A 20,681-nucleotide genomic window follows, 5' to 3' on the forward strand; every position below is an offset into this window, starting at 1 on the left:
GCCCCACCCGTACTGGCCTCGACCCCGGCATCTCGCGGGGGTCGGGGCCAGTCGGCGTTCGGGACGGCGCGGGTTCGCCGGTCGGTCAGGCTCCGGGGACCAACCCTGCTGCGTCCACGGTCTCGTACAGCGTCTGCATCAGCGGTCCGATCTGGTCATTGGGGCCCTCGACGGAGCTGTTCAGGGCGAAGGCGATGATCAGGCCCGACTCCGGGAAGTAGGCGTGCACGGCGCGGAAGCCGAGAGTCTGGCCTTCGTAGAACCAGAACGTGCCGAGTTGCGGGGTCGTGAGCTGGGCGATCCCCAGACCGAACCCCTGGGGGTCGGTCGCCGACGTGCTGTCGATGGGCTGGCCGGTCGTGGTCGAGACGAGGCTCTCCAGCTCGGCCTGCTGCTGGGGTGGGAGCAGCCGGCCACCGTAGAGCGCGCGTTCCCACCGGGTCATGTCGCTGGTGGTGCTGATGATGGCGCCGGCGGAGCGCGCCCAGGACAGCGTGTCCCGGCTGACGTCCTGTCCCAGGAGCCCGGGCAGCGGGAAGTCGGGGTTGAAGAGGTAGCCGGCGGGTTCGCGGTCGGTCACCCAGGCGGGGTAGACGTCGGGGCGGTAGTGCAGGTCGCGCAGGCCCAGCGGCTCGATGATGCGGCGGTACAGCTGGTCGGAGTAGCTGTGCCCGGTCGCCCGCTCGATGATCATCTCGGCGAGGACGTAGTTCGTGTTCGAGTAGCTGTAGCCCGACGTCGCCGGGGCGTCGAGCACGTAGCCGACCAGCCGCTCCTGTGAGAAGTACGTGTGCGGATCGGCGGCGTAGTCGGCGTACCAGGCCGGCTGGTCGTCGTAGGTCGGGATGCCGCTGGTCATGTTCAGCAGCCGCCGGATCGTGACGTCCCGCCACTGCGGGTACTGCGGCAGCCACGTCCCGAGCGTGTCGTCGATGGACAGCCGGTGCTGTGCCTCCAGCTGCAGCAGCAGCACGGCGGTGAACGCCTTGGTGTTGCTGCCGATCTGCCAGACGGCGTCCGGTGGCACCGGCACGGAGCCGCCGAAGGTCGTCGTCCCGGTGGTCACGTCGATCGTCGACCGGCGGCCGGGCAGGTTGACGCTGACGCCGGCGGCCGAGACGTGCTCCGCCGCACCGCGGTCACGCAGGTAGGCGTCGAGGTCCGCGCGCAACTCCGCAGCGACGTCGTCGCCGCGTGCCCCCTCTGGAATGGACGGCGCGGCGTGCGCGGGGACATTCCCCGCGATCGGGGCCACGAGGCCCGCGAGCACGAGCAGCGCGACGACGAGGGCGCGGATCAGCGCGGCTCGGGTGGTCAGGTGAGGTGCGCGGTGTCCGGTCATGGCGGGCTCCACCCAGGAACATCGAAGGTGTCGGGCGAGTGGCCCACCGTTCCGCAGGCGGAGCGGCCCGTGGTGGCTGGGAATCGCGGTGTGCAGGCGCAGACGGCGCGTCCCTACGCCGTGGCAGTGTCGGCTCCGGTCAGCACGACGTCCCAGTTGCGGCGAAGCGGTGCCACGCTGACTGCATGAGCAGCCCGGTGGAGGTGACTGCCCTGGCGATCAACGTGACGATCCCGGAGGCGATGCGCTGGACGGACACCCGGCGCGGTCAGGAGTTCCTGCTCAGCACGCTGAACGTCCGGCTGCTGCCGGACGGGCACCTGGCGGCGAAGGCCTACGGGCGGCCGACCGCCGGCGGTCGCGGCACGTACGTCTCCTTCCGGGTCCCCGACCGGCCGGAGCTGGCGGCGCTGGTGTCGGAGGCCGCCGGCCGCGCCGGTGAGCTGTGGGCGGCTCACCGCGGCCTCGGCTGAGGCCCGGCGGATCCGACTGGTTCCCCGGGGGGCGTGGGCGGACTAGCTTGCCCGGCGACGGCACCCCCGCCGTCCGATCCACGGGAGGCAGCCGTGACCCGCACCCCGCAGGAGATCTTCGCCCACCACGCGAGCGCGTTGATGGCCGGTGACGTCGACGAGCTCGTCGCCGACTACGCCGAGGACGCGGTCCTCATCACCCCGGCCGAGGTCTTCCGCGGCCGGGACGGCGTCCGGGGGTGGGTCAAGGGGATGCTCGCCGACCTGCCCGACGCGAGCTGGGACGTGCCCACGCAGGTCTTCGAGGGTGACGTCCTGTTCATCGAGTGGTCGGCCGTCGCCACGTCCAGCCGGGTGACCGACGGCGTGGACACCTTCGTCTTCGCGGACGACAGCATCCGAGTGCAGACGGTGCGCTGCACTCTGGAGAAGACGGGCTGACGTGTCAGGCGGTGACGCGGCGCCCGTGCAGGTGGCCCTCGAGGCCGAAGTAGATCTTGCCGGTGGCGGCGCCGTCGCAGACCTCGCAGGTCGCCTCGGGGCGCTCGCCGGAGTCGTCCAGCCGCTTGCGCAGCCGACGGGCCGTCGTCTCGCCGTCGACGAGGTCCTCCAGCCAGGTCTGCAGCCCGCCGTCGTCCGGCGGCACCGCGTCGTGCGCTCTCTTCCGGAACCTCACGGTGCTGTTGTCGGCAGGTGGGGCGGGGGAATCGCCGGGAACGGGTGCTGGTCGAGCCGGGGCACCCCACCTGCCCCAGGCGCCACTCCCGTGCGGACATCCGGGGCCGCACGCGACCACGGCAGGCAGACGCTGGGGAATCAGCGCAGTGGGGGGAGATCGTCGAGGTCGAAGGCCGCGTGCAGTGCCGCGGTGAGCGCCGTCTCCTGGTCAGGCAGCAGGCGGCCGATCTGCCGGCCGAGGGCCGTGACCGGAACGGTGACGACGTCGTCGCAGCTGACCACGCTCGGGTGGTCGAGCCCGTTGTCGTGGCCGACGGGGACCTCGGTGGACAGTCCCCGGATCGTGCTGGTGATCGGGGCAACGGTCACCCGGCTCAGGTGCGGCCGGACGAGCTCGCGGGTCAGCACGAGGACCGGGCGCGTCTTGTCCAGGGAGGCCAGGTGGATCGGCCGCATCAGTCGAGGTCGTCGAGCGGCAGCGCGGCGACGTGTTCGGCCAGCCCGTCCAGGTCGTCGCTCGGTCCACCCGCCAGGATGGCGGCGTCCCGGGCGGCCAGCTCCCGACGGCGCTCGCGCTGCAGAGCCTGGCTCACCGCCGCAGCACGGGAGGACGCTCGACCGTCGGCCACGAGCTGGTCGATGAAGCGGACGAGTTCCTCCGGCAGGCGGACGGCGACCTGGATGCTCACGCACCTACGGTACCGCCGTGGGATGCGAGGTGCTACCACCCGAGGGGTTCCCGCTCTGGACCGAGTGCGACCGCCGCATCTCCTCGCTGCATGATCAGGACATGCCGCTGCCTGGGGTGCCGCTGGAGAAGCTCGGTTTCCTGACGATCGGGTTGTTCGACGGGGACGACCCCGGGCCGGGCCACGAGTCGACGCTGCAGGTGATCGAGCTGGGGGAGCGGCTCGGCTTCGACAGCGCCTGGCTGCGGCACCGGCACCTTCAGTACGGGATCAGCTCACCGGTCGCCGTCCTCGCCGCGGCGACGCAGCGGACGTCGCGGATCTCGCTGGGGACGGCGGTGACGCCGCTGGCGTGGGAGAACCCGCTGCGGCTGGCCGAGGACCTGGCGACGGTCGACGTGCTGTCCGGTGGCCGGCTGAACCCGGGGGTCAGCGTCGGGCAGCCGATGCACTGGGACGACGTCAAGGCAGCGCTCTACCCGGACACTGCGGACGTCGAGGACTTCTCCTACGAACGGGTGGCGCGGCTGCGTCGGCTCATCGCGGGGGAGCCGGCGTCGTCCTTCCGCGGCAAGGAGGGCGTGGTCGAGGAGTGGTCGGACCGGGTGCAACCGCACGCTCCCGGGCTGGCCGACCGGCTCTGGTACGGCGGGGCGTCGCTGAGGTCGGCGCAGTGGGCGGGGGAGCAGGGGATGAACTTCCTGACCTCGAGCGTGATCAAGGCAGAGTCGAGCGAAGACTTCGCGGTCGAGCAGGCGAGTCAGGTGCAGGCGTTCAAGGCCGCCAACCCGACCGGGCGGGTGTCGCAGGGCCTGGTGGTCATCCCGACCGACTCGGCGTCGGGCGCGCAACGCCAGAAGTACCAGGCCTACGTGGACGCCCGGACCCCGCGGACGACGGCGCCGCAGGGTCCGGCCCGGATGATGTTCGCGGTCGACCTGATCGGGACGTCGGAGCAGATCGCCGAGCAGCTGTACGCCCACGCCGGCTTTTGCGAGGTGTCCGAGGTGGTGTTCGCGCTGCCGTTCAGCTTCGAGCACGAGGACTACGTGCAGATCCTCACGGACATGGCGCGACACCTCGGCCCCGCGCTCGGATGGACGCCGACGACCTGAGCCAGACGGTCGACCCTCGTACGAGCGACCGGGGTCCCTACTGTGCGGTAGCCATCACACTGCGTAGATCGGCGCGCCCGAACCTAAACTTGATGGTTTCGGATCCGGGTCGGCCTCTTTCGGGTGACTGGCTGACCGCGCAGGGTGTGCGTATGACGTCAGCAGAGCTGGTCGGGAGCAGGCCCCCTCGCCGTGCCCATGCCCGGCTCATCGTCGCGCTCGACGGGACGGCGGCGACCTCGGCCGACCTCGTCCGGGCACTGCGCGACGCCGCCCGCCACGAGGGCACCGTCCTGGCGTGCGCCGTCGTCGATCCGCGGGCCTACGACGCCGAGCGCGAGCTGGTCCGCGCCCGGCTGGCGGCGCAGGTGGACCGGGCCGTCGAGGAGTCCGGTGTGCAGGGCCGCTGCGAGGCCACGCTGCTGGAACCGGCTGTCTACGAGGCGCTGTGCGGGGCGGCCCGGGGCGGCACCATCGTCGTCGTCCAGGAGAACCACCGCTCGGTGCTGCGGTGTGCGCCCGCGCGCACGCCCGGCCGTCCACTGGTCCGCCCCCACCGGAGCTGAGACCGCGGCCCTGCAGCGTCAGGTGGACACGACTGTGACCGGACACGTGGCGCCGGGGGCACGCGCGAGGCGCGCGTCGGCGGTGAGCAAGGCACCGGAGCCGCGACCGCAGTAGAGACGTCGAGGACGATCACCGGTCGGCGCGGCCTACGTCCAACGCATCGACGACGTCGTCCACAGCGATGCCGGTGCCTGGTAGGGCTGCCAACAGCGTCGGGTTGTCCGCCCGGCGGCTGGCATCTGCCAACTCGCGGACGGCGACCGCGCTCACCGACGTGTGCTCCCGCTCGGCCAACCTGGACAGCCGCTCGATGACCTCGGCGGGGACGTTCCGGAGGTAGAGCGTCGGCATGCCGCAACCGTCCACCTGCCTCGCGCACACGGCAAGCGCTGCGCGCGAGGCCCTCAGACCGGCTCAGGCACCGTGTGCACGAGCTCGGCGATCTCCCGTTTGACCTCGTTGAACGGCGGTGAGGTGACGTCCCGGTCGGCGAGCTCGACCGGCACGATGCGGCTGATGTGCCCCGGTACACCGTGCGCGGCGCCGCCGGTCATCACCACCACCCGGTCGGCCAGAAAGACGGCCTCCTCGATCGAGTGCGTCACGAAGACGACCGTCGTCCGGGTGTCGACGTGGATGCGCTTGAGCTCGGCCTGCAGGTCGGAGCGGGTGAGGGCGTCCAGCGCACCGAACGGCTCGTCCATGAGCAGCAGCGATGGGTCGTTGGCCAGCACCCGGGCGATCGCGACCCGCTGCTGCATCCCGCCGGAGAGCTGTGCGGGGTACTTGCCGGCGAACCGGGTCAACCCGACGGCGGCGATGAACCGGTCGGTGATCGCCGCGACCTCCGCCTTCGGCAGCTTCTTGCGGGCCGGGCCGTAGCCGACGTTCTCCCGCACCGACAGCCAGGGGAACAGCCCGTAGTCCTGGAAGACGACGCCGCGGTCGGGGCCGGGCCCGGTGACCGGCGTCCCGCCGACCTCGACGACGCCGGCCGACGGCTGCTCGAAGCCGGCCAGGATGCGCAGCAGCGTGCTCTTCCCGCAGCCGCTGGCGCCGACCACGGCGACGAACTCACCGGAGGGGATGGTCAGGTCGACGTCGGCCATCGCGGTGACGGCGCCGGCGTAGTTCTTGGTCAGCCCGGCGATCCGGACGTCGGCGGTCCGGCCGGCGGCGAGGTGTTCCATGGTCGGCTCCTACTTGATCAGCGGGCGGTCGCGGAACAGGACACGGAACAGCAGCATCAGCAGCCGGTCGGAGAGGAAGCCGGCGACGGCGATGCAGATCATCCCGACGACGATCTGGTCGGTCTGGACGACGTCACGGGCCAGGAAGATCGTCGAGCCCAGGCCGGTCGGGACGCCGGTGGTCTCGCTGAGCACGAGGATCACCCAGGACAGCCCGAGGCCCACCCGCATGCCGTTGACGATGGCCGGCGCCGCGGCCGGCAGCACCACCCGCAGCAGCGTGCCGACGCCGGAGGTGCCGAGCATCCGGGCGGCCTCCAGCAGCCGTTCGGGCACCTGCCGGGCGCCGCTGATGGTGCCGAGCACGACCGGGAAGAACGCGGACAGCGTGATCAGGAAGATCGAGGCCTGGTCGCCGTAGCCGATGAGCAGCGCGACCAGCGGCACCCAGGCCGTCGCCGGGATGGGCCGGAACAGGTTGATCATCGGGTCGAACAGGGCGTGGGCGGTGCTGAAGCGGCCCATCAGCACCCCGAGCGGGACGGCGACCAGCGTGGCGAGCGCGAAGCCGGAGAGGACCCGCAGCGCGCTGGCCGGGAGGTCCTCCCAGAGCAGGTTGCTGAAGGCGTCGTCCCGGGTGCCGAACGCGTAGTTCGCCAGCCCGCGGGCGACGTCGGCGGGGTAGGGGAGGAAGCCCATCCGGATGCCGAAGGGGAGTTCCCAGGCGTTCTCCCGGCCGACGTGCCACAGCAGCAGGAACAGCAGCGGGACGGGCAGGCCGAGCAGCACGGTGCGCAGCCGGCCGCGCCGTCTGCGGGCCGGTGGCACCGGGACCGTGGGGGCCGCGGCTTCGACCGGGACGGTGCTGGTGGTCATGGGACGTTCCTCCCGGGGAGGGAGGGGCGCCGGCACGGACTGCGCCGGCGCCCCTGGCGAGATCAGGACTCGGGGGCGAAGGACGCGTCGACGAGCTCGTCCCCGGTCGGGGCGGTGTCGATCAGGCCCAGGTCGACCATGGCGGTGGCCAGCGCCTCGACCTGGCCCTGGTACTCCTCACTCAGGTCGGCGCGCAGCCAGAAGTTCTCCAGCGCCGACTCCAGGACGGCCTGGTCACCGCCGAACTCCTGGACCATCTCCGGGAGCCACTCGTCGATGTTGTCGGTCATGTACGCGGTGGTCGCGGCGTGCGTGTCGACGACCTTCTGCACCAGCTCCGGGTCGTCGGCGACCATCGACCCGGTGGTGACCAGGCCGATGTTCACCTTGCCGATCGGGGTGTCGTACGGGTCGGTGATCGCATGCCCGCCGGCGGCGGTGGCCAGGGAGACGGCGATCTCCGTGCCGAAGAACGCGTCGACCGAGCCGCTGTTGAAGGCCGAGGCCATCTCCGGCGGCGGGACGGCGACCAGCTCGAGGCTGCTCGGGTCGACGTCGTTCTCGGCCAGGATCAGCCGCATCGCCACCTCGGGCGCGCTGCCCTGGATGTAGCCGACCTTCTTCCCGACCAGGTCGGCGACGGTGTCGATGTCGTCGCCGCCGATGAACCCGGAGCCGCCGTCCGCGGCCGAGGCGACGATCCGCAGATCACGGTCCTGCGAGATGCCGGAGATGGTCGCGGTGATGCCGGTGATGGCGAAGTCGACGGTGCCGGAGGAGACGGCGTCGGTCAGCGCCGGGGTGCTGTCGAGCGTGACGACCTCGAACTCCACGCCGTTCACGGCGTGGTCCTCGTAGAGGAACGGCGCGTAGAAGTGCGGCTGGCCGCGCAGCGTGCCGACGGTGACCGTCTGCGTCTCCCCGCTGCTGCCCGACGACTCGGCCTCTGCGGAGTCGGAGCCGCAGGCGGCGAGGGAGAGGACGGTCGCGGCGACGGCAGTGCCGGCGAGCGCGCGGCGGACGGCGGAGGGGCTCAACGGGTCTCCTCTGAGGGCGGTGGCAGCGCGGGGTGCGCTGTCGGCCTGCACTCAACGGGCCGTCTGGGCGTCCCCTGTGTCAGCGCTGTAACGAGTCCATGACGTGACCTCCGCGTGACCTGCCGGGCCGCGGCACGCTCGTGCTCTGCTGCCGCTGTGGCAGCAGAGCACGATCACGCTGCCGGCCAGTTGCGCCGGAGGAGCAGCGGGGCAGTGGTGCGTCCGTCGCCGACGTGCAGGCTGCAGTCGACGCCGTCCCGCTCGCGGACGATCGACTCGATGGCTGCGCACCAGGCGTCGTCGTCGGCGGTGGCCGGCCCGGGCCGCTCCAGGCACATGGCCAGGTGCAGGTCGGCCGGGCCGACGCCCTCGGACTCCGCCACGACGGAGTGCAGGTCGTGGAGTTTGCCGATCGCCACCCGGTCGGGTTCGACCGGGAGGTCCTCGACCGGGATCAGCAGCGGGACCATCGTGCCGTCGGTGCGGAGCCAGGCGAGGAAGAGCCGGCGCTGGGACGGCGGCTCGTCGAGGTGGAGCAAGGTGCGCCAGCGCTCGGTGAGTTCGGCGCCACTGGTGACGGGGATGCTGGGGTGCGGCAGGGTCGTCATGGCCGGGCACTCTGCTGCACAGCGGCCGTCCGCCGCTGGCCCTGTCCACAGGGGCCGGCGGGTTTGGTAGTCGTCATACGAGCTGACGGTTCTAGTAGTAGAAGCGTTGCTACCGGACTGCTACCGCCGGTAGCATTGCGGTATGAAGCTGAGCGTCAGCTTGCCCGATGACGATGTGGCCCTGCTGGACGAGTACGCCCGCGCCGCCGGTCTGAAGGGGCGGTCCGCCGTGATCCAGCACGCGCTCCGGCTGCTGCGGCAAGCTGAGCTCGAGCAGGACTACGCCGCGGCGTGGGAGGAGTGGGAAGTCTCCGGCGAGCAGTCGACGTGGGACGCCACAGCAGGAGACGGCGTGATCGATGCGCCGCGGTGAGGTCCGGCTCGTCGACCTGGAGCCCGTGCGGGGCAGCGAGGCGAGCAAGCGGCGGCCGGCTGTGCTCGTGAGCAACGACCGCGCCAACGCAACAGCCACGCGGCTGGGACGCGGCGTGGTCACGGTCGTGCCGGTGACCAGCAACGTGTCGCGGGTGTTCGCCTTCCAGACACTGCTCCCGGCTGACCGGACCGGACTGACCGCCGACTCCAAGGCCCAGGCGGAGCAGGTGCGGTCGGTGGCCGTCGAGCGGATCGGTGTTGTTCTGGGCCGGGTGCCCGTGGACCTGATGCGCGAGTTGGACGAGGCACTGCGGATCCACCTGCAGCTGTAGGCGTTGGGTCAGCGCGGCGGCGCCCCCGCGTCAGCTCCGGCGCGGCCGCCGTTGAGCCGCAGCCGCCAGCACAGCAGGGCCAGGTCCAGCGCGGTGCGGGCCTCGCGCTGCTCCAGGTCGATCCCGCCCAGCAGCTGGGAGATGCGCTCGACCCGCCCGTAGAGGGTCTGCCGCCGCACACCCAGCATGTCCGCGGCCCGGCTCTTGCTCATCCCGGCCACGAACAGGGTGTCCAGGGTCATCACCAGGCCGGCGCCGGTGCGGGCGTCGTGCTGGAGCAGCGGGCCGAGCTGGGCCAGGGTGAAGCGCTCCAGGGCCGCGTCGTCCACCATCGTCAGCAGCAGCTGGTAGAGCGCGACGTCCTCCGACAGCACCAGGTCCGACGCCGTGGCCATCCGCACCGCGAGGTCGGAGGTGTCCACGGCCGACTGGAGCGACCCGGCGAGCGCGGGGACGTCGTCCACCAGCGGCCCGGCGCACACGAGCACGCCGCCCATGGCGCCCAGCCGGGCGTTGAGGTCGGCGGTGAGGGCGGCCAGCTGACGGCGGGCGCCCGCCCGGGGCACGGCGGCAGCCAGCAGCACGTGCCCCTCTCGCTCGGCCACCATCGCGGCCGGGAGGTGGCGGGCCGAGCGCTCCTGCACCGTCTGCAGCCACCCCGGCAACGCCGACCGGTGCGACCGCGGGCGCACCACGCAGCCGATCACGGCGTGCCCCGGCCGGACGACGAACCCGACCCCCAGCGCCCGCGACGCCAGGTCCCCGGTCGAGGCGTAGCGGCCGGTCATCAGGTCGGTGAGCAGCTGGGCGGCGGACAGCCGGCGGCTGCTGGTGCCCGACGGGGACCGCTGCACCTCCAGCGCGACGAGCGGTCCGGCCGCCTCCGCCGTGGCCCGGGTCCGCGCGCCGGCCGGTCCGAGCAGGGCGAGCCGGCCCCAGACCTGACCGCCGACCAGGACGTCCACGCCGTCGCCGGCGCCGTCCTCCGGGACCGCGGACCCGGCGACCAGCTCGCCGTCCGCGGTGACCAGGCTGGCCGGCTGGCCGCTCAGCTGGGCGCAGGCGCCGACCAGCCCGACGACGCCGGGGCTCTCGGCCATGGCCTGCAGCAGGCGGTTGCGCTGCTCGGCGACCTCCCGCAGCGCGGTGACCTCCTGCTCGAGGATCGCGGCATGGGCGGCCTCGGTCACCTCGATGAAGGGCACCACCCCGTGCAGCAGCACCACCGGCAGCCCGACCCGGGCGGCCTCGTCGAGCAGTGCCGGCGGTGCGGTGGGGAAGCTGCGCCCCAGCTCCAGCAGCAGCGCCGTCAGTCCCACTCGGGCGAGGGCGGCGGCATAGGCCCGGTGCGCCTCCGGCGGCAGCGCGACCAGCCCGAGTCCGGTGGTCAGCAGCGCCTCCCCGCCCTTGAGCAGCGGCGCGATGTCCTGGATCTCGCTGGTGTGCACCCAGCGGACCACCCGCTCGTCCACGCCGTCCCGGTGCCCGACCAGCTCCGGGCGGGCACCTTGCACCGCCGGCAGGGCCAGCAGGTCGCGCAGGGTGAACGGCACGCGCGCACCGTACAGATCGTCCACCGTTAACCGGGCGTTGACGACACGGCGTCTCTTGGGGCCGACCGCACCGCGCGCCTAGCGTCCTCGCCAGCCGACCGCCCGGGTCGCCGCAGGGAGGGAGGGCCCCATGTCCTTGAAGTCCAGCACGGTCTCGATGTCCAGCACGCAGCAGACCGCCGGCCGACGCCGGCGCGGGGGACCGGCGCGGCCGGGGCTGGTCGCGGGCCTCGCGGTGTCCGCCCTGGTGCTGGCCGCCTGCGGCGGCACCACCGGCGAGGAGGACACCGGCTCGGCGTCCTCGGCCGACGACGACACCATCTCGGTCTTCGGCGCGTTCGCGACGCCGCTGGAGGAGCCTTGGGACGGCGCCATCCACGCGGCGCTGACCGCCGTCGCCGAGGACGGCGAGATCGAGTACGAGCACGTCGACGACCTGGGCACCGCCGACGAGATGGAGCGGGCGCTGCGCGACATCATCGCCACCGAGGACCCGGACGTGATCATCGGCGACGCGTTCGCGGCGGAGGAGGCGGTGCGCGAGGTCGCCGCGGAGTTCCCCGATACGGCGTTCGCCTTCGGCTCCGGCGGCGCGGAGCAGGCCCCCAACTTCAGCGTCTTCGACAACTGGCTGCAGGACCCCGCCTACCTGGCCGGGATGCTGGCCGGCGGGCTGACGAAGACCGGCACCATCGGCGTCGTGGGCGCGATGCCCATCCCCGAGGTCAACCGGATCGTCAACGCCTTCACCGCAGGCGCCCAGGAGGTCAACCCCTCCGCCCGGGTCACCGTCTCCTTCATCAACTCCTTCTTCGACCCGGCGACGGCCAAGCAGGCCGCCGAGGCGGCCATCGCCGGCGGGGCCGACGTGCTGTTCGCCGAGCGGGACGGCGTCATCGCCGCGGCGCAGGAGAACGGGCTGCCGGTGTTCGGGATGATGGTCGACCAGCAGGACCAGGCCCCCGAGCACGTGGTGTCCTCGCTGGTCTGGGACATGCGCCCGACGGTCGAGGCGGTGGTGACCGCGGTCGCCGACGGCAGCTACGAGGCCACCAACCTGGCCGAGTACTCGTTCATGAAGCAGGGCGGCAGCTCGCTGGCCCCGATCAACACCGGGACGGCCTTCCCGATCCCGGCCGAGTTGACCGCCAGGGTCGAGGAGCGGCAGGCGGCGATCATGGACGGCAGCGTCGTCACCCCGGTGGACGAGGACGAGCCGGCCGGCTCCACCACGGTCGGGGAGTGACCTCGGGGGCTGCCCCGCTGGTCGAGCTGCGGGGGATCACCAAGCGGTTCGGGTCGCTGCTGGCCAACGACGCGATCGACCTCTCCGTGGACGCCGGTCAGGTGCTGGCCCTGCTGGGGGAGAACGGCGCGGGCAAGAGCACGCTCACCCGCATCCTGTACGGGCTCAGCCGGGCCGACGCCGGGGAGATCCGGATCGCCGGGCAACCGGTGACGATGACCTCGCCGGCGGACGCGCTGGCCGCAGGGATCGGCATGGTGACCCAGGAGTTCACCCTGGTCGGCCCGATGACGGTCACCGAGAACCTGATGCTGGCCGGCTCCCCGCTGGGCCGGATCGACCGGAAGGCGGCCCGCGCCCGGGTGCTGGCGGCGTCGCAGCGGCTGGGCGTGCCGGTCGACCCGGACGCCGTCGTCGAGCGGCTGTCGGTGGGGGAGCGGCAGCGGGTGGAGATCCTCAAGGCGCTGCTGGGCGACTGCCGGCTGCTGGTCCTCGACGAGCCCACCGCGGTGCTGGTCCCGGCCGACGTCGACCTGCTGTTCGCCTCGATCCGGCGGCTGACCGCCGACGGCATGGCGGTCGTGTTCATCTCGCACAAGCTGCACGAGGTGGTCGACCTCGCCGACCGGATCGGCGTCCTGCGGCGGGGCCGGCTGGTGGCCGACCTGCCGGCCGAGGGACTGGACCCGGTCGCGATCGCGGCGCTGATGGTGGGCGCGGCCGGGCCCGCGGATGCTGAGCTGCCGGACGACGTGGTGGACGAGGCGCTGGCGACCGCGGTCGGCCTGGACGGCGCTGCACCATCGGCTACGGCCGCGCCGGTCGACCGCGCCCGGCCGGCAGCCTTGGAGGTCAGCGGGCTGACCCTGGCCGGCGACCCGCGGCCGCGGCTGGACGACGTCTCGCTGACCGTGCGCGCCGGGGAGATCGTCGGCGTGGCCGGGGTGTCCGGCAACGGCCAGACCGAGCTGGTCGCCGCGCTGTGCGGCACCACCCCGGCCACCGCCGGCACGGTGCACGTCGGCGGCGCCGAGGTCACCGGCCTGGACGTCGCCGCGCGGCTGAAGGCGGGGTTGGGCCGGCTGACCGAGGACCGCCGCGGCAGCGTCGTGCTGGGCATGAGCGTGGAGCAGAACCTGGTGCTGGAGGACCTGGACCGGTTCCGCACCGGGCCCTTCCTCAGCCGCCGCCGGGTCCGGGCGCACGCGGAGGCGCTGATCGAGCGCTTCGACATCCGGGCCGCTCCCGGCGACCCGATCCGGTCGCTGTCCGGCGGCAACATGCAGAAGGTGCTGCTCGCCCGGGCTCTCGAGCGCGACCCCACCGTGCTGGTCGCCTCCCAGCCCACCCGCGGCCTGGACGTCGGCGCCTGCCAGTACGTCTACACCCAGCTGCGCGCGCTGCGGGACGCCGGCAGCGGGGTGCTGCTGGTGTCCGAGGACCTCGACGAGCTGATCGGCATAGCCGACCGGATCGTCGTGCTCTCCGGTGGCCGGCTGGTGGGCGAGGTCGCCGCGGCCGACGCCACCCGCGAGGCGCTGGGCGTGCTGATGACCGGCTCGAGGGAGTACGCGGCATGAGGTTCGTGCTGCGCTCCCGCGAGCCCCGCTGGCTGCCCGCGGCGGCCGCCGGCCTCGCCATTGTGGCCACATTGGCGCTGACCGCCGGGCCGATCCGGCTGGCCGGCGCGGCGCCGGTGTCGGCGTTCGAGCGGTACGTCGTCACCCCGCTGACCACCGGCAACGGCATCGCCGAGGTGCTGCTCGCCGCCACCCCGCTGCTGTTCACCGGCCTGGCCGTGGCCATCGCCTTCCGGGTCGGTTACTACAACATCGGCGCCGAGGGGCAGTTCCTCGCCGGCGCGATGGCCACCACCGCGGTGGCCCTCGCCCTGCCGGACCTGCCCACCGCCGCGGCGCTGCCGCTGGCGCTGGTCGGCGGCGCGTTCGGCGGGGTGGCGTGGGCGTTCCTGCCTGCGTTCCTGCGCCGCCGGGCCGGCATCGACGAGGTGGTCACCACCCTGCTGCTCAACCCGGTCGCGGTGCTGCTGCTGCAGGGGCTGCTGAACGGGCCGTGGCGCAACCCGGACACCGGCTTCCCGGACTCGGCGACCTTCGCCGACGGCTACCGGCTGCCCGCGCTGTTCGGCAGCCGGGTGCACGCCGGGCTGCTGGTCGGGCTGGTGCTGGTCGCCGTCACCGCCGTCGTGCTGCGGGCCACGCCGCTGGGCGTGCGGCTGCGCGCCGCCGGGCAGTCCCCGGCGGCGGCAGAGTTCTCCGGCGTGAAGGTCGGGCTGCTGCAGTGGCGCAGCGCGCTGGTCTCCGGCGGGCTGGCCGGGCTCGGCGGGGCGTCCCAGGTGCTCGGCGTGCAGCACCAGCTGACCGGCAGCCTGGCCGCCGGCTACGGCTACACCGGCGTCGTCGTCGCCACCCTGGGCGGACTGTCCGCGGTCGGGGTGCTGGCCGTCGCGCTGCTGCTGGGCGACGTCCAGGTCGGGGCGCAGGGCGCCTCGATCGCGCTGCAGCTGCCCAGCCAGATGGGCGGGGTGCTGACCTCGGTACTGCTGCTGACGGTGGTCGCGGCGCTGTCGGTGCGGCACTACCGGCTGGTCCGGCGATCACCGCGTGCGGTGGGGGGCTGAGCCGTGGACTTCCCCGTCGTCGCGGTGCTCGCCGCGACCCTGACCATCGCCACCCCGCTGGTGTTCGGCGCGCTCGGCGCGCTGCTCGGCGAGCGGGCCGGCGTCCTCAACCTCGGCATCGAGGGCACCCTGTACGCCGGTGCCTTCGTCGGCTTCCTCGTCGCGGCGCGCAGCGGCTCGCTGGCCCTGGCCACGCTGGCGGCGGTGGTCGCCGGCGCGCTCGCCGGTGCGCTGATGGCGCTGCTGACGGTGACGCTGGGGGTCAACCAGCACGTCGCCGGCATCGGCACGACGCTGCTGCTGGTCGCGGCCTGCGACTTCAGCAACCGGCAGCTGTTCGGCGGCGGCCAGCAGACGGTGACCGAGAAGTTCGGCCGGCTGTTCGCCGGGGGCGGCATCGTCGCGCAGTACCCGATGACCTACGTGGCCTTCCTGCTGCTGGCCCCGGCCGTGTGGTGGGTGCTCCGCGCGACCGGGGCAGGCCTGCGGCTGACCGCCGTCGGTGAGAACCCGGAGGCCGCGGACACCGCCGGCATCTCGGTGGCCCGCACCCGGTGGACGGCGCTGGTCGTCGGCGGTGCGCTGATGGGGCTGGGCGGGTCGTTCCTGACCCTGTCGGTGCTGGGCACCTTCACCCTGGACATCGTCAGCGGGCGCGGGTGGATCTGCATCGCCCTGGTCATCTTCGGCCGCTGGAAGGTGGTGCCGGTGGTGCTGGGGGCGCTGCTGTTCGGCCTGTTCGACGCCCTGCAGCTGCAGCTGGCCATCACCCCCGCGTTCGGCTCGATCCCCAACGAGCTGCTGATCGCGCTGCCCTACCTCGTCGTCATCGCCGCGCTGGCCGTCCGCGGCCGCGGGGTGCGCTACCCGGGGTCGTACCTGACCGCGTACCGCCGCGCCTGAACCCCACGTCCCCTGGAGGTCGTCCATGTCTGTCGATGCTGAGCTGCTCGCCCACGCCGTCGCCGAGGCCCGCAAGGGCCGGGACGAGGGCGGGGTGCCGATCGGTGCCGCGCTCGTCGTCGACCGGGAGGTGGTCGCCGTCGGGCACAACCGGCGGGTGCAGCTGAACAGCGCCATCCGGCACGGCGAGACCGACTGCCTGGAGGCCGCCGGCCGGCTGCCCGCGTCTGTCTACGCCCGGGCCACGATGGTCACCACGCTGTCGCCGTGCGACATGTGCACCGGGGCGATCCTGCTCTACAAGATCCCGCGGGTGGTGATCGGGGAGAACCGCACGTTCTACGGCGGGGAGGACCTGCTGCGCGCCCGCGGGGTGGACGTCGCGGTGCTGGACGACCCCGAGTGCATCGCGCTGATGGAGGAGTTCATCGCCCGCGAGCCCGGCCTGTGGAACGAGGACATCGGCGAGCCCTGAAACGCTCAGGCGGCGTCGTCCGCGTCGCGCTTGCGCTGGTCCTGGGTGTGACGCCGGCGGACCTCGGCCCGGGCCAGGACGAAGGCCACCACGATGGGGACGACGTACTTGGCCTTGTCGAGCAGCTCCCGTAGCCACGCGGGCAGTTCCGGCAGGTCCCAGTCGGGCCAGGGGATCCCCGGCAGGTCCGGCCACGGGATCGACGGCAGGTCCCAGTCCGGCAGGTTCCAGTCCGGCCACGGGATGTCGATGCGGGTCAGCAGCCACACCGTGAGCAGTGGCAGCAGGACGCCGAGGACGGCGGCCCCGGTGCGCCGGGCCGCGTGCAGGTTCGGATGGGCGCGGATCCACGCCTCCCGTGCTGCGGCGCGCGAGCCCGGCTCGGGGTCCAGGTCGACGCCACCGAGGCCGGTCTGGGCCGAGGCGACGGCGCCCAGGTCGGCGTCGGGGGAGTACCAGGTGACCCGCCGGGCAGGTCCGCTGAACGACGGCAGCCGCGCGCCGAGGGCGCCGTGCTCGCCGCCGTCGAGGGTGACGCGCTCGTCACTGGTCGTCTTGGTCGCCGCCTCGGTGCCGTCGACCTGCCAGGTGAGCCTGCGACGGAGTCCCGCGTCGGCGATCTCCAGCACGTGCTCGCGCCCGTCATGGGTGAGCAGCCAGCGTTCAGGAGTCTTCCGCGTGCCGGCTCGCGTCACGCCATGAATACTAGAGCGGTTACTCCAGGAAAGGGAGCCCGTGCCACGCACGATCGACCCGGTTCGGCATGAGGCGCGGCGGATGGTCATCATCGACGCCGCGCTGACCCGCTTCGCCGAGGACGGGTTCGACCGCGCGACGACCGCGGCCATCTGCCGGACCGCGAGGATCGGATCGGGGACGTTCTTCCACTACTTCCCGACGAAGCTCGACGTCCTGCTGGCCATCCTCGAGCTCGGCACCACCGAGACCGGAAACTGGTTCGCCGCCCAGCGGGGCCGCGCCGACCCCGGCGGCGTGCTCGCCGACTATGTCGTCCATGCCGCCACCGAGTTCGCCGACCCCCGGGTCGCCGGGTTCGTGAAGGCGGTGGGGGCCGTGATGAACGACGAGCAGGTTGCCGCCGCCCTGGCCCGGGACGACGCCGCTCTCCACGACGGACTGCTGCCCTGGGTCGAGGCCGCGCAGGCCGCCGGTGAGGTCCGGGTCGACGTCCCGGCTGCCCGCCTGTGCGCGTGGGTGCTGGTCGTCCTCGACGGGTTCGTCGGCCGGCTGGCGGGGGAGTCGGGCTTCACCGCCGCTGCCGAGCAGGACATGCTGCTGGACACCGTCCAGCGCCTGCTCAGCGCAGGAAGCCCAGCGGCTCGGTGACCGGGATGCCGGCGAGCGCCTGCAGGGTGAGCAGCACCAGCAGGACGACGTAGCCGCCCGACGCGAACGCGACGACGCGGAACCGGGTGCCGGGATCGGTCAGCGCGGGCACCCGGCGGGCCATCGCCTCCAGCCCGAACGCCAGCAGCGGCAGGAACTGGAGGGCGTGCATGCCGACGAAGTGCGGCACGCGCAGGTCGCCGCCGGTGGTGCTCCAGCCCAGGAGCGGCAAGCCCGGACCGTCGTCCGGGGCGCCGACGGCGTGCGCGCCGGCCACCCCGGCGAAGCTGTCGAGCTGCTCGGGCGTCGGCGACGTCATGAGGAAGGCCACCGCCATGCCCGCCAGCCCGATGACCAGGCCGGCGCGGACGGCGAGCTGACGGGCGGCGTCGTCCGGGCTGCGCCACAGCAGGGCCGCGAGGACCAGGGTGACCAGCCACACGGCCGCGATCGCCGTCCCCATGGTGGTCCAGAGCGTGGTGGCCAGCGGCGATGAGACGTTGAAGTGGCTGGTGGTCCCGGCGGCGACCGCGCCGACGATGACCACCATCTCGACGACCAGGGCCGCGGTCACCACGACGGCGCCGATCCGGCCGGCCCGCCGGCGCCGCTCGGGCAGCCGGTCGAGCAGCCAGGCGAGGGTGACGGCGTAGATGCCGATGGAGATGGCGAACTTCAGCGGCTTGAGCCAGCCGTTGCGCCCGGTGATCTGGACCGGGTCGACGACCGCGAGGACGGCGGTGACCACGGCGGTCACTGCCATCAGCGCGGCGAGGGCCATCAGTGGTCGGTTCGGCGGCCGGGTGAAGAGCGCGCGGGGAGCGGTCGGTCGTTGCTCGAGGACGGTCATGACGGGCTCCCGGGGGTCGGTCCGAACCGGCGGTCGGACTCGCTGGCCTGGGCCATGCGGCGCAGTCCGGCGAGCAGGGCGTCCCCGAGCACGGTGCCGACGACGACGGTCTGGGCCGCCGTCGCGGGGCCCGCGTCGAGGTTCTTCGTGATGCAGTCCAGGTCGGCGGCGGCGGCGACCTCCGCGGCCCGGACGTAGCCGGGCAGGGTGGCGGTGAGGTCCTCGCGGCCCAAGGCGCGGTAGCGGTCGAGCACGGCCGCGGCTGCCGGTAGGCCGGGGTTGTCGTCGCAGACCTCCCAGCCCTGCGCCCGGGTGGCGTCCTTCACCTGCTGCACCGACTCCGCCGTCGGTGGGGCGGCCGAGCGGGGCAGCGACGCCTGCGCGATGCCCAGGGTGTCGCCGAACGGGTGGTCCGGGTCGTCGGCGGCGGCCAGCACGGCACGCGCGGCGGCGACGCTGAGCCCGCCCACCTCGATCAGCGACCGGATCAGCTGCAGGCGGGCCAGGTGGTCCTCGCCGTACTCGGTCTGGTTGTAGCCGGTGCGCTCACCGGCCGGTAGCAGGCCCTCGCGTGCGTACCACTTGATGGACGCCGCGCTCACGCCGCTACGGGTGGCGAGCTCGGAGATGCGCATGTTGATAGCCTGACTATCGATAGTCGGCCTGTCAATAGCTCTCGACCCACACCGGCGACATGGTGTGGTTGACGCGGACCGCTCGATGGTGGGTCGACCCTGTCCTGGTGCGGCCCTGCACTGGACAGGATCCTGCGACAGGGACGGCCATGTCGATCGTGCAGCGTCGCTGCCGGGGAGGCGGTAAGCAACCTGGTAGCGCCGGCGGTGTGATGCGGGTCGACGTCCCGGCTGGCCGGCTGCGCGCGTGGGTGCTGGTCGTCCTCGAGGGGTTTCTGGGCCGGCTCGCCGGATCGTTGTACTCCACCGCCGCGGGGGAGCGAGACATATCGCTGGACACCGGCCGGCGCCTGCTCGCTCCGCCCGGCTGGCCTCCCGCCCGTCAGACCAGGACCGACTCCGTGTGGCGTTCCGGACGAGGTGCCGCAGGTGTCGACAGGGCGTGGGCGATGCCGACGGCGACGATGAAGGCAGCGGTGACCGCGGGGAGCGCCATGGCGGTGGTTGCGCCAAGCTGGTCGACGACGGCGCCGGTCAACGCGGAGGAGACCGCCTGGCCGACGACGACGGCGGACCCGAGCATCGTCATGGTGGTCGCCGAGCGGCCGGCCGGGCTGAGCTGGGCGGCGAGGCTGTACTGGCTGACCAAGGTGGGGCCGATGCCGCAGCCGAGCACCGCGAGCGCGACGACGATGGCCGGCTCGGAGCGGGCGCTGGCGTAGGCGATCGCGGCGGCGAGCATCAGCGAGCCGAAGACCAGCCAGCGGGCTGTGAGCGTGAACCGGGCCGGGAAGGCGGCCGAGCCGAGGGCGAGGGCGGCCGACCCGATGCCCATGACGCCGTAGAGCAGCCCGGCGCGGTCGCCGTTGCCGTCGGCGGCGAGGAAGCCGGTGAGCGAGGTGAGGGTGGCGCCGAAGAAGAAGCCGATGCCGAGGGTGCCGGCGACGACGGTGAGCAGCGGGAAGCTGGCGAGCTCCCGGGCGGGGGCCTGCTGGTGCTGGGCGTCCCGTGTGCCGGGATCGAGCCGGCCGGTGGGGTGCAGCGCGAAGCGGGTGACGAAGACCAGCGTCAACGCGGCGGCGCCGGCGATGGCCACCCACGGGGCGATGGCGGTGGCGAGGAGGCCGACGAGGAAGGGGCCGACGATGAAGACGGTCTCGTCGGCGGCCGACTCGTAGGCCATGGTCGAGCTGAGCACCTGCTCGCGGTCGGCCGGCCGGATCTTCCGCTTGATGATGGCGACCAGGCGGGTGCGGGACATCGGCGCGATCTGCGGCGCGGAGGCGCCGATCAGCACGGACATCGCGAGCAGGGCGAGGTCGGGGACGGCGCTGGCGACGACGAGGACGAAGGCGCCGAGGAGGGCGGCGTTGATCAGGCCGACCGGGACGAGGACCCGGCGCTGGCCGAGCCGGTCGGCGGCGGCACCGAGGAGCGGGCCGGCGAGGGCGGTGCCGAGGCCAGCGGCGGCGGAGTTGAGCCCGCCGAGGGTGACCGAGCCGCGCTCGGCGACGACAAGGGTGAGGACACCGACGGTCATCATCGCGAAGGGGAGTCGGGCGATGAAGGCGAGCGGGAAGTAGGACGGCCCGGCGTGCCGGATGAGCTCGTGGCTCGATGAGCGCGTGTGGAACATGACCTCTGCTGGCGGATCAGGCGTGCCGCCTTGCTTCCTCAGCAGGTAGTTGCACACGGACTGGTTCAGGACGTGATCCCACCGTAACCGATCTGCTTTGGGCCGGCCCGGAC

At 73.0% G+C, this 20,681-nt stretch carries 26 protein-coding genes; 12 read left to right on the plus strand and 14 right to left on the minus strand.

What is annotated here, in order from left to right; all coding sequences use genetic code 11:
• Window positions 1-85: 85 nt before the first annotated feature.
• On the minus strand, window positions 86-1,342 hold the full coding sequence (locus FHL79_RS05100) for a serine hydrolase domain-containing protein (protein WP_138757545.1): 1,257 nt from the start codon (window positions 1,340-1,342) through the stop codon (window positions 86-88).
• 185 nt (window positions 1,343-1,527) lie between these two features.
• On the opposite strand from FHL79_RS05100, the gene FHL79_RS05105 reads away from it, so the two are divergent.
• Window positions 1,528-1,815, plus strand: coding sequence for a hypothetical protein (locus tag FHL79_RS05105; RefSeq protein WP_138757546.1), 288 nt, complete (start codon window positions 1,528-1,530; stop codon window positions 1,813-1,815).
• Window positions 1,816-1,908: 93 nt separating this feature from the next.
• Window positions 1,909-2,256, plus strand: coding sequence for a nuclear transport factor 2 family protein (locus tag FHL79_RS05110; RefSeq protein WP_138757547.1), 348 nt, complete (start codon window positions 1,909-1,911; stop codon window positions 2,254-2,256).
• A 4-nt stretch (window positions 2,257-2,260) separates the two neighbouring features.
• Here FHL79_RS05110 and FHL79_RS05115 read toward each other — a convergent pair whose 3' ends face one another.
• From FHL79_RS05115 to FHL79_RS05125, 3 genes are all read right to left on the minus strand, one after another.
• Window positions 2,261-2,491: a hypothetical protein gene (locus FHL79_RS05115; protein ID WP_138757548.1), complete on the minus strand. Its 231-nt coding sequence runs from the start codon at window positions 2,489-2,491 to the stop codon at window positions 2,261-2,263.
• A 140-nt stretch (window positions 2,492-2,631) separates the two neighbouring features.
• Window positions 2,632-2,949, minus strand: a complete 318-nt coding sequence (locus FHL79_RS05120) for a type II toxin-antitoxin system PemK/MazF family toxin (protein WP_138757549.1) — start codon at window positions 2,947-2,949, stop codon at window positions 2,632-2,634.
• On the minus strand, window positions 2,949-3,182 hold the full coding sequence (locus tag FHL79_RS05125) for a ribbon-helix-helix domain-containing protein (RefSeq protein ID WP_138757550.1): 234 nt from the start codon (window positions 3,180-3,182) through the stop codon (window positions 2,949-2,951). Before FHL79_RS05125 ends, FHL79_RS05120 begins: the two co-directional genes overlap by 1 nt.
• Window positions 3,183-3,283: 101 nt before the next feature.
• Between FHL79_RS05125 and FHL79_RS05130 the strand changes: the two genes are divergently transcribed.
• Both FHL79_RS05130 and FHL79_RS05135 read left to right on the plus strand, forming a co-directional pair.
• Window positions 3,284-4,297, plus strand: a complete 1,014-nt coding sequence (locus tag FHL79_RS05130; RefSeq protein ID WP_138757551.1) for an LLM class flavin-dependent oxidoreductase — start codon at window positions 3,284-3,286, stop codon at window positions 4,295-4,297.
• Between the two features lie 152 nt (window positions 4,298-4,449).
• Entirely contained in the window at window positions 4,450-4,863 is a 414-nt protein-coding gene (locus tag FHL79_RS05135) for a hypothetical protein (protein WP_138757552.1), read from the plus strand.
• A gap of 130 nt (window positions 4,864-4,993) precedes the next feature.
• Here the strand turns inward: FHL79_RS05135 and FHL79_RS05140 are convergent, their stop codons facing one another.
• From FHL79_RS05140 to FHL79_RS05160, 5 genes are all read right to left on the minus strand, one after another.
• Window positions 4,994-5,215 (minus strand): antitoxin, encoded by a 222-nt coding sequence (locus FHL79_RS05140; protein ID WP_138757553.1) that lies wholly within the window; start codon window positions 5,213-5,215, stop codon window positions 4,994-4,996.
• A 53-nt stretch (window positions 5,216-5,268) separates the two neighbouring features.
• Window positions 5,269-6,054 (minus strand): ABC transporter ATP-binding protein, encoded by a 786-nt coding sequence (locus tag FHL79_RS05145; RefSeq protein ID WP_138757554.1) that lies wholly within the window; start codon window positions 6,052-6,054, stop codon window positions 5,269-5,271.
• A 9-nt stretch (window positions 6,055-6,063) separates the two neighbouring features.
• A complete protein-coding gene (locus FHL79_RS05150; protein WP_138757555.1) occupies window positions 6,064-6,930 on the minus strand; it encodes an ABC transporter permease in 867 nt (288 codons plus the stop codon).
• 62 nt (window positions 6,931-6,992) lie between these two features.
• Window positions 6,993-7,967, minus strand: a complete 975-nt coding sequence (locus tag FHL79_RS05155; protein ID WP_171058024.1) for an ABC transporter substrate-binding protein — start codon at window positions 7,965-7,967, stop codon at window positions 6,993-6,995.
• A gap of 173 nt (window positions 7,968-8,140) precedes the next feature.
• Window positions 8,141-8,575 carry a hypothetical protein gene (locus FHL79_RS05160; protein ID WP_138757557.1) on the minus strand — a complete coding sequence of 145 codons (435 nt, stop codon included), beginning with the start codon at window positions 8,573-8,575 and terminating at the stop codon, window positions 8,141-8,143.
• A 142-nt stretch (window positions 8,576-8,717) separates the two neighbouring features.
• Between FHL79_RS05160 and FHL79_RS05165 the strand changes: the two genes are divergently transcribed.
• Window positions 8,718-8,948 (plus strand): ribbon-helix-helix domain-containing protein, encoded by a 231-nt coding sequence (locus FHL79_RS05165; protein ID WP_138757558.1) that lies wholly within the window; start codon window positions 8,718-8,720, stop codon window positions 8,946-8,948.
• A complete protein-coding gene (locus FHL79_RS05170; RefSeq protein ID WP_138757559.1) occupies window positions 8,935-9,282 on the plus strand; it encodes a type II toxin-antitoxin system PemK/MazF family toxin in 348 nt (115 codons plus the stop codon). Before FHL79_RS05165 ends, FHL79_RS05170 begins: the two co-directional genes overlap by 14 nt.
• 8 nt (window positions 9,283-9,290) lie before the next feature.
• On the opposite strand, the gene FHL79_RS05175 is transcribed toward FHL79_RS05170, so the two are convergent.
• Entirely contained in the window at window positions 9,291-10,835 is a 1,545-nt protein-coding gene (locus tag FHL79_RS05175) for a PucR family transcriptional regulator (protein ID WP_171058025.1), read from the minus strand.
• 130 nt (window positions 10,836-10,965) lie between these two features.
• Here FHL79_RS05175 and FHL79_RS05180 point away from each other — a divergent pair, with 130 nt between their 5' ends.
• From FHL79_RS05180 to FHL79_RS05200, 5 genes are read left to right on the plus strand one after another with little or no spacing between them, the layout of a single operon-like run.
• Entirely contained in the window at window positions 10,966-12,081 is a 1,116-nt protein-coding gene (locus tag FHL79_RS05180) for a BMP family protein (protein ID WP_138757561.1), read from the plus strand.
• Window positions 12,078-13,661, plus strand: a complete 1,584-nt coding sequence (locus tag FHL79_RS05185) for an ABC transporter ATP-binding protein (RefSeq protein WP_138757562.1) — start codon at window positions 12,078-12,080, stop codon at window positions 13,659-13,661. The genes FHL79_RS05180 and FHL79_RS05185 overlap by 4 nt, the downstream gene beginning before the upstream one ends.
• Complete coding sequence (locus FHL79_RS05190) at window positions 13,658-14,722, plus strand: ABC transporter permease (protein WP_138757563.1); 1,065 nt, start codon at window positions 13,658-13,660, stop codon at window positions 14,720-14,722. Before FHL79_RS05185 ends, FHL79_RS05190 begins: the two co-directional genes overlap by 4 nt.
• A 3-nt stretch (window positions 14,723-14,725) precedes the next feature.
• Window positions 14,726-15,625, plus strand: coding sequence for an ABC transporter permease (locus FHL79_RS05195; RefSeq protein WP_138757564.1), 900 nt, complete (start codon window positions 14,726-14,728; stop codon window positions 15,623-15,625).
• Window positions 15,626-15,650: 25 nt separating this feature from the next.
• Window positions 15,651-16,100, plus strand: coding sequence for a nucleoside deaminase (locus tag FHL79_RS05200; protein ID WP_138757565.1), 450 nt, complete (start codon window positions 15,651-15,653; stop codon window positions 16,098-16,100).
• 5 nt (window positions 16,101-16,105) lie between these two features.
• On the opposite strand, the gene FHL79_RS24985 is transcribed toward FHL79_RS05200, so the two are convergent.
• The gene (locus FHL79_RS24985) at window positions 16,106-16,795 is read right to left on the minus strand and encodes a hypothetical protein (RefSeq protein ID WP_171058026.1); all 690 of its coding nucleotides are present in this window, start codon (window positions 16,793-16,795) and stop codon (window positions 16,106-16,108) included.
• A gap of 40 nt (window positions 16,796-16,835) precedes the next feature.
• Here FHL79_RS24985 and FHL79_RS05210 point away from each other — a divergent pair, with 40 nt between their 5' ends.
• On the plus strand, window positions 16,836-17,447 hold the full coding sequence (locus FHL79_RS05210; protein WP_218938331.1) for a TetR/AcrR family transcriptional regulator: 612 nt from the start codon (window positions 16,836-16,838) through the stop codon (window positions 17,445-17,447).
• Here FHL79_RS05210 and FHL79_RS05215 read toward each other — a convergent pair.
• From FHL79_RS05215 to FHL79_RS05225, 3 genes are all read right to left on the minus strand, one after another.
• Window positions 17,419-18,297, minus strand: a complete 879-nt coding sequence (locus FHL79_RS05215; protein WP_138757568.1) for a hypothetical protein — start codon at window positions 18,295-18,297, stop codon at window positions 17,419-17,421. The genes FHL79_RS05210 and FHL79_RS05215 overlap by 29 nt on opposite strands.
• Window positions 18,294-18,932: a MerR family transcriptional regulator gene (locus tag FHL79_RS05220; protein ID WP_138757569.1), complete on the minus strand. Its 639-nt coding sequence runs from the start codon at window positions 18,930-18,932 to the stop codon at window positions 18,294-18,296. The genes FHL79_RS05215 and FHL79_RS05220 overlap by 4 nt, the downstream gene beginning before the upstream one ends.
• 382 nt (window positions 18,933-19,314) lie before the next feature.
• Window positions 19,315-20,568, minus strand: coding sequence for an MFS transporter (locus FHL79_RS05225; protein ID WP_171058027.1), 1,254 nt, complete (start codon window positions 20,566-20,568; stop codon window positions 19,315-19,317).
• Window positions 20,569-20,681 lie beyond the last annotated feature (113 nt).

The sequence above is a fragment of the Modestobacter altitudinis genome (assembly GCF_005930475.1).
Classification (GTDB): Bacteria; Actinomycetota; Actinomycetes; order Mycobacteriales; family Geodermatophilaceae; genus Modestobacter; species Modestobacter altitudinis.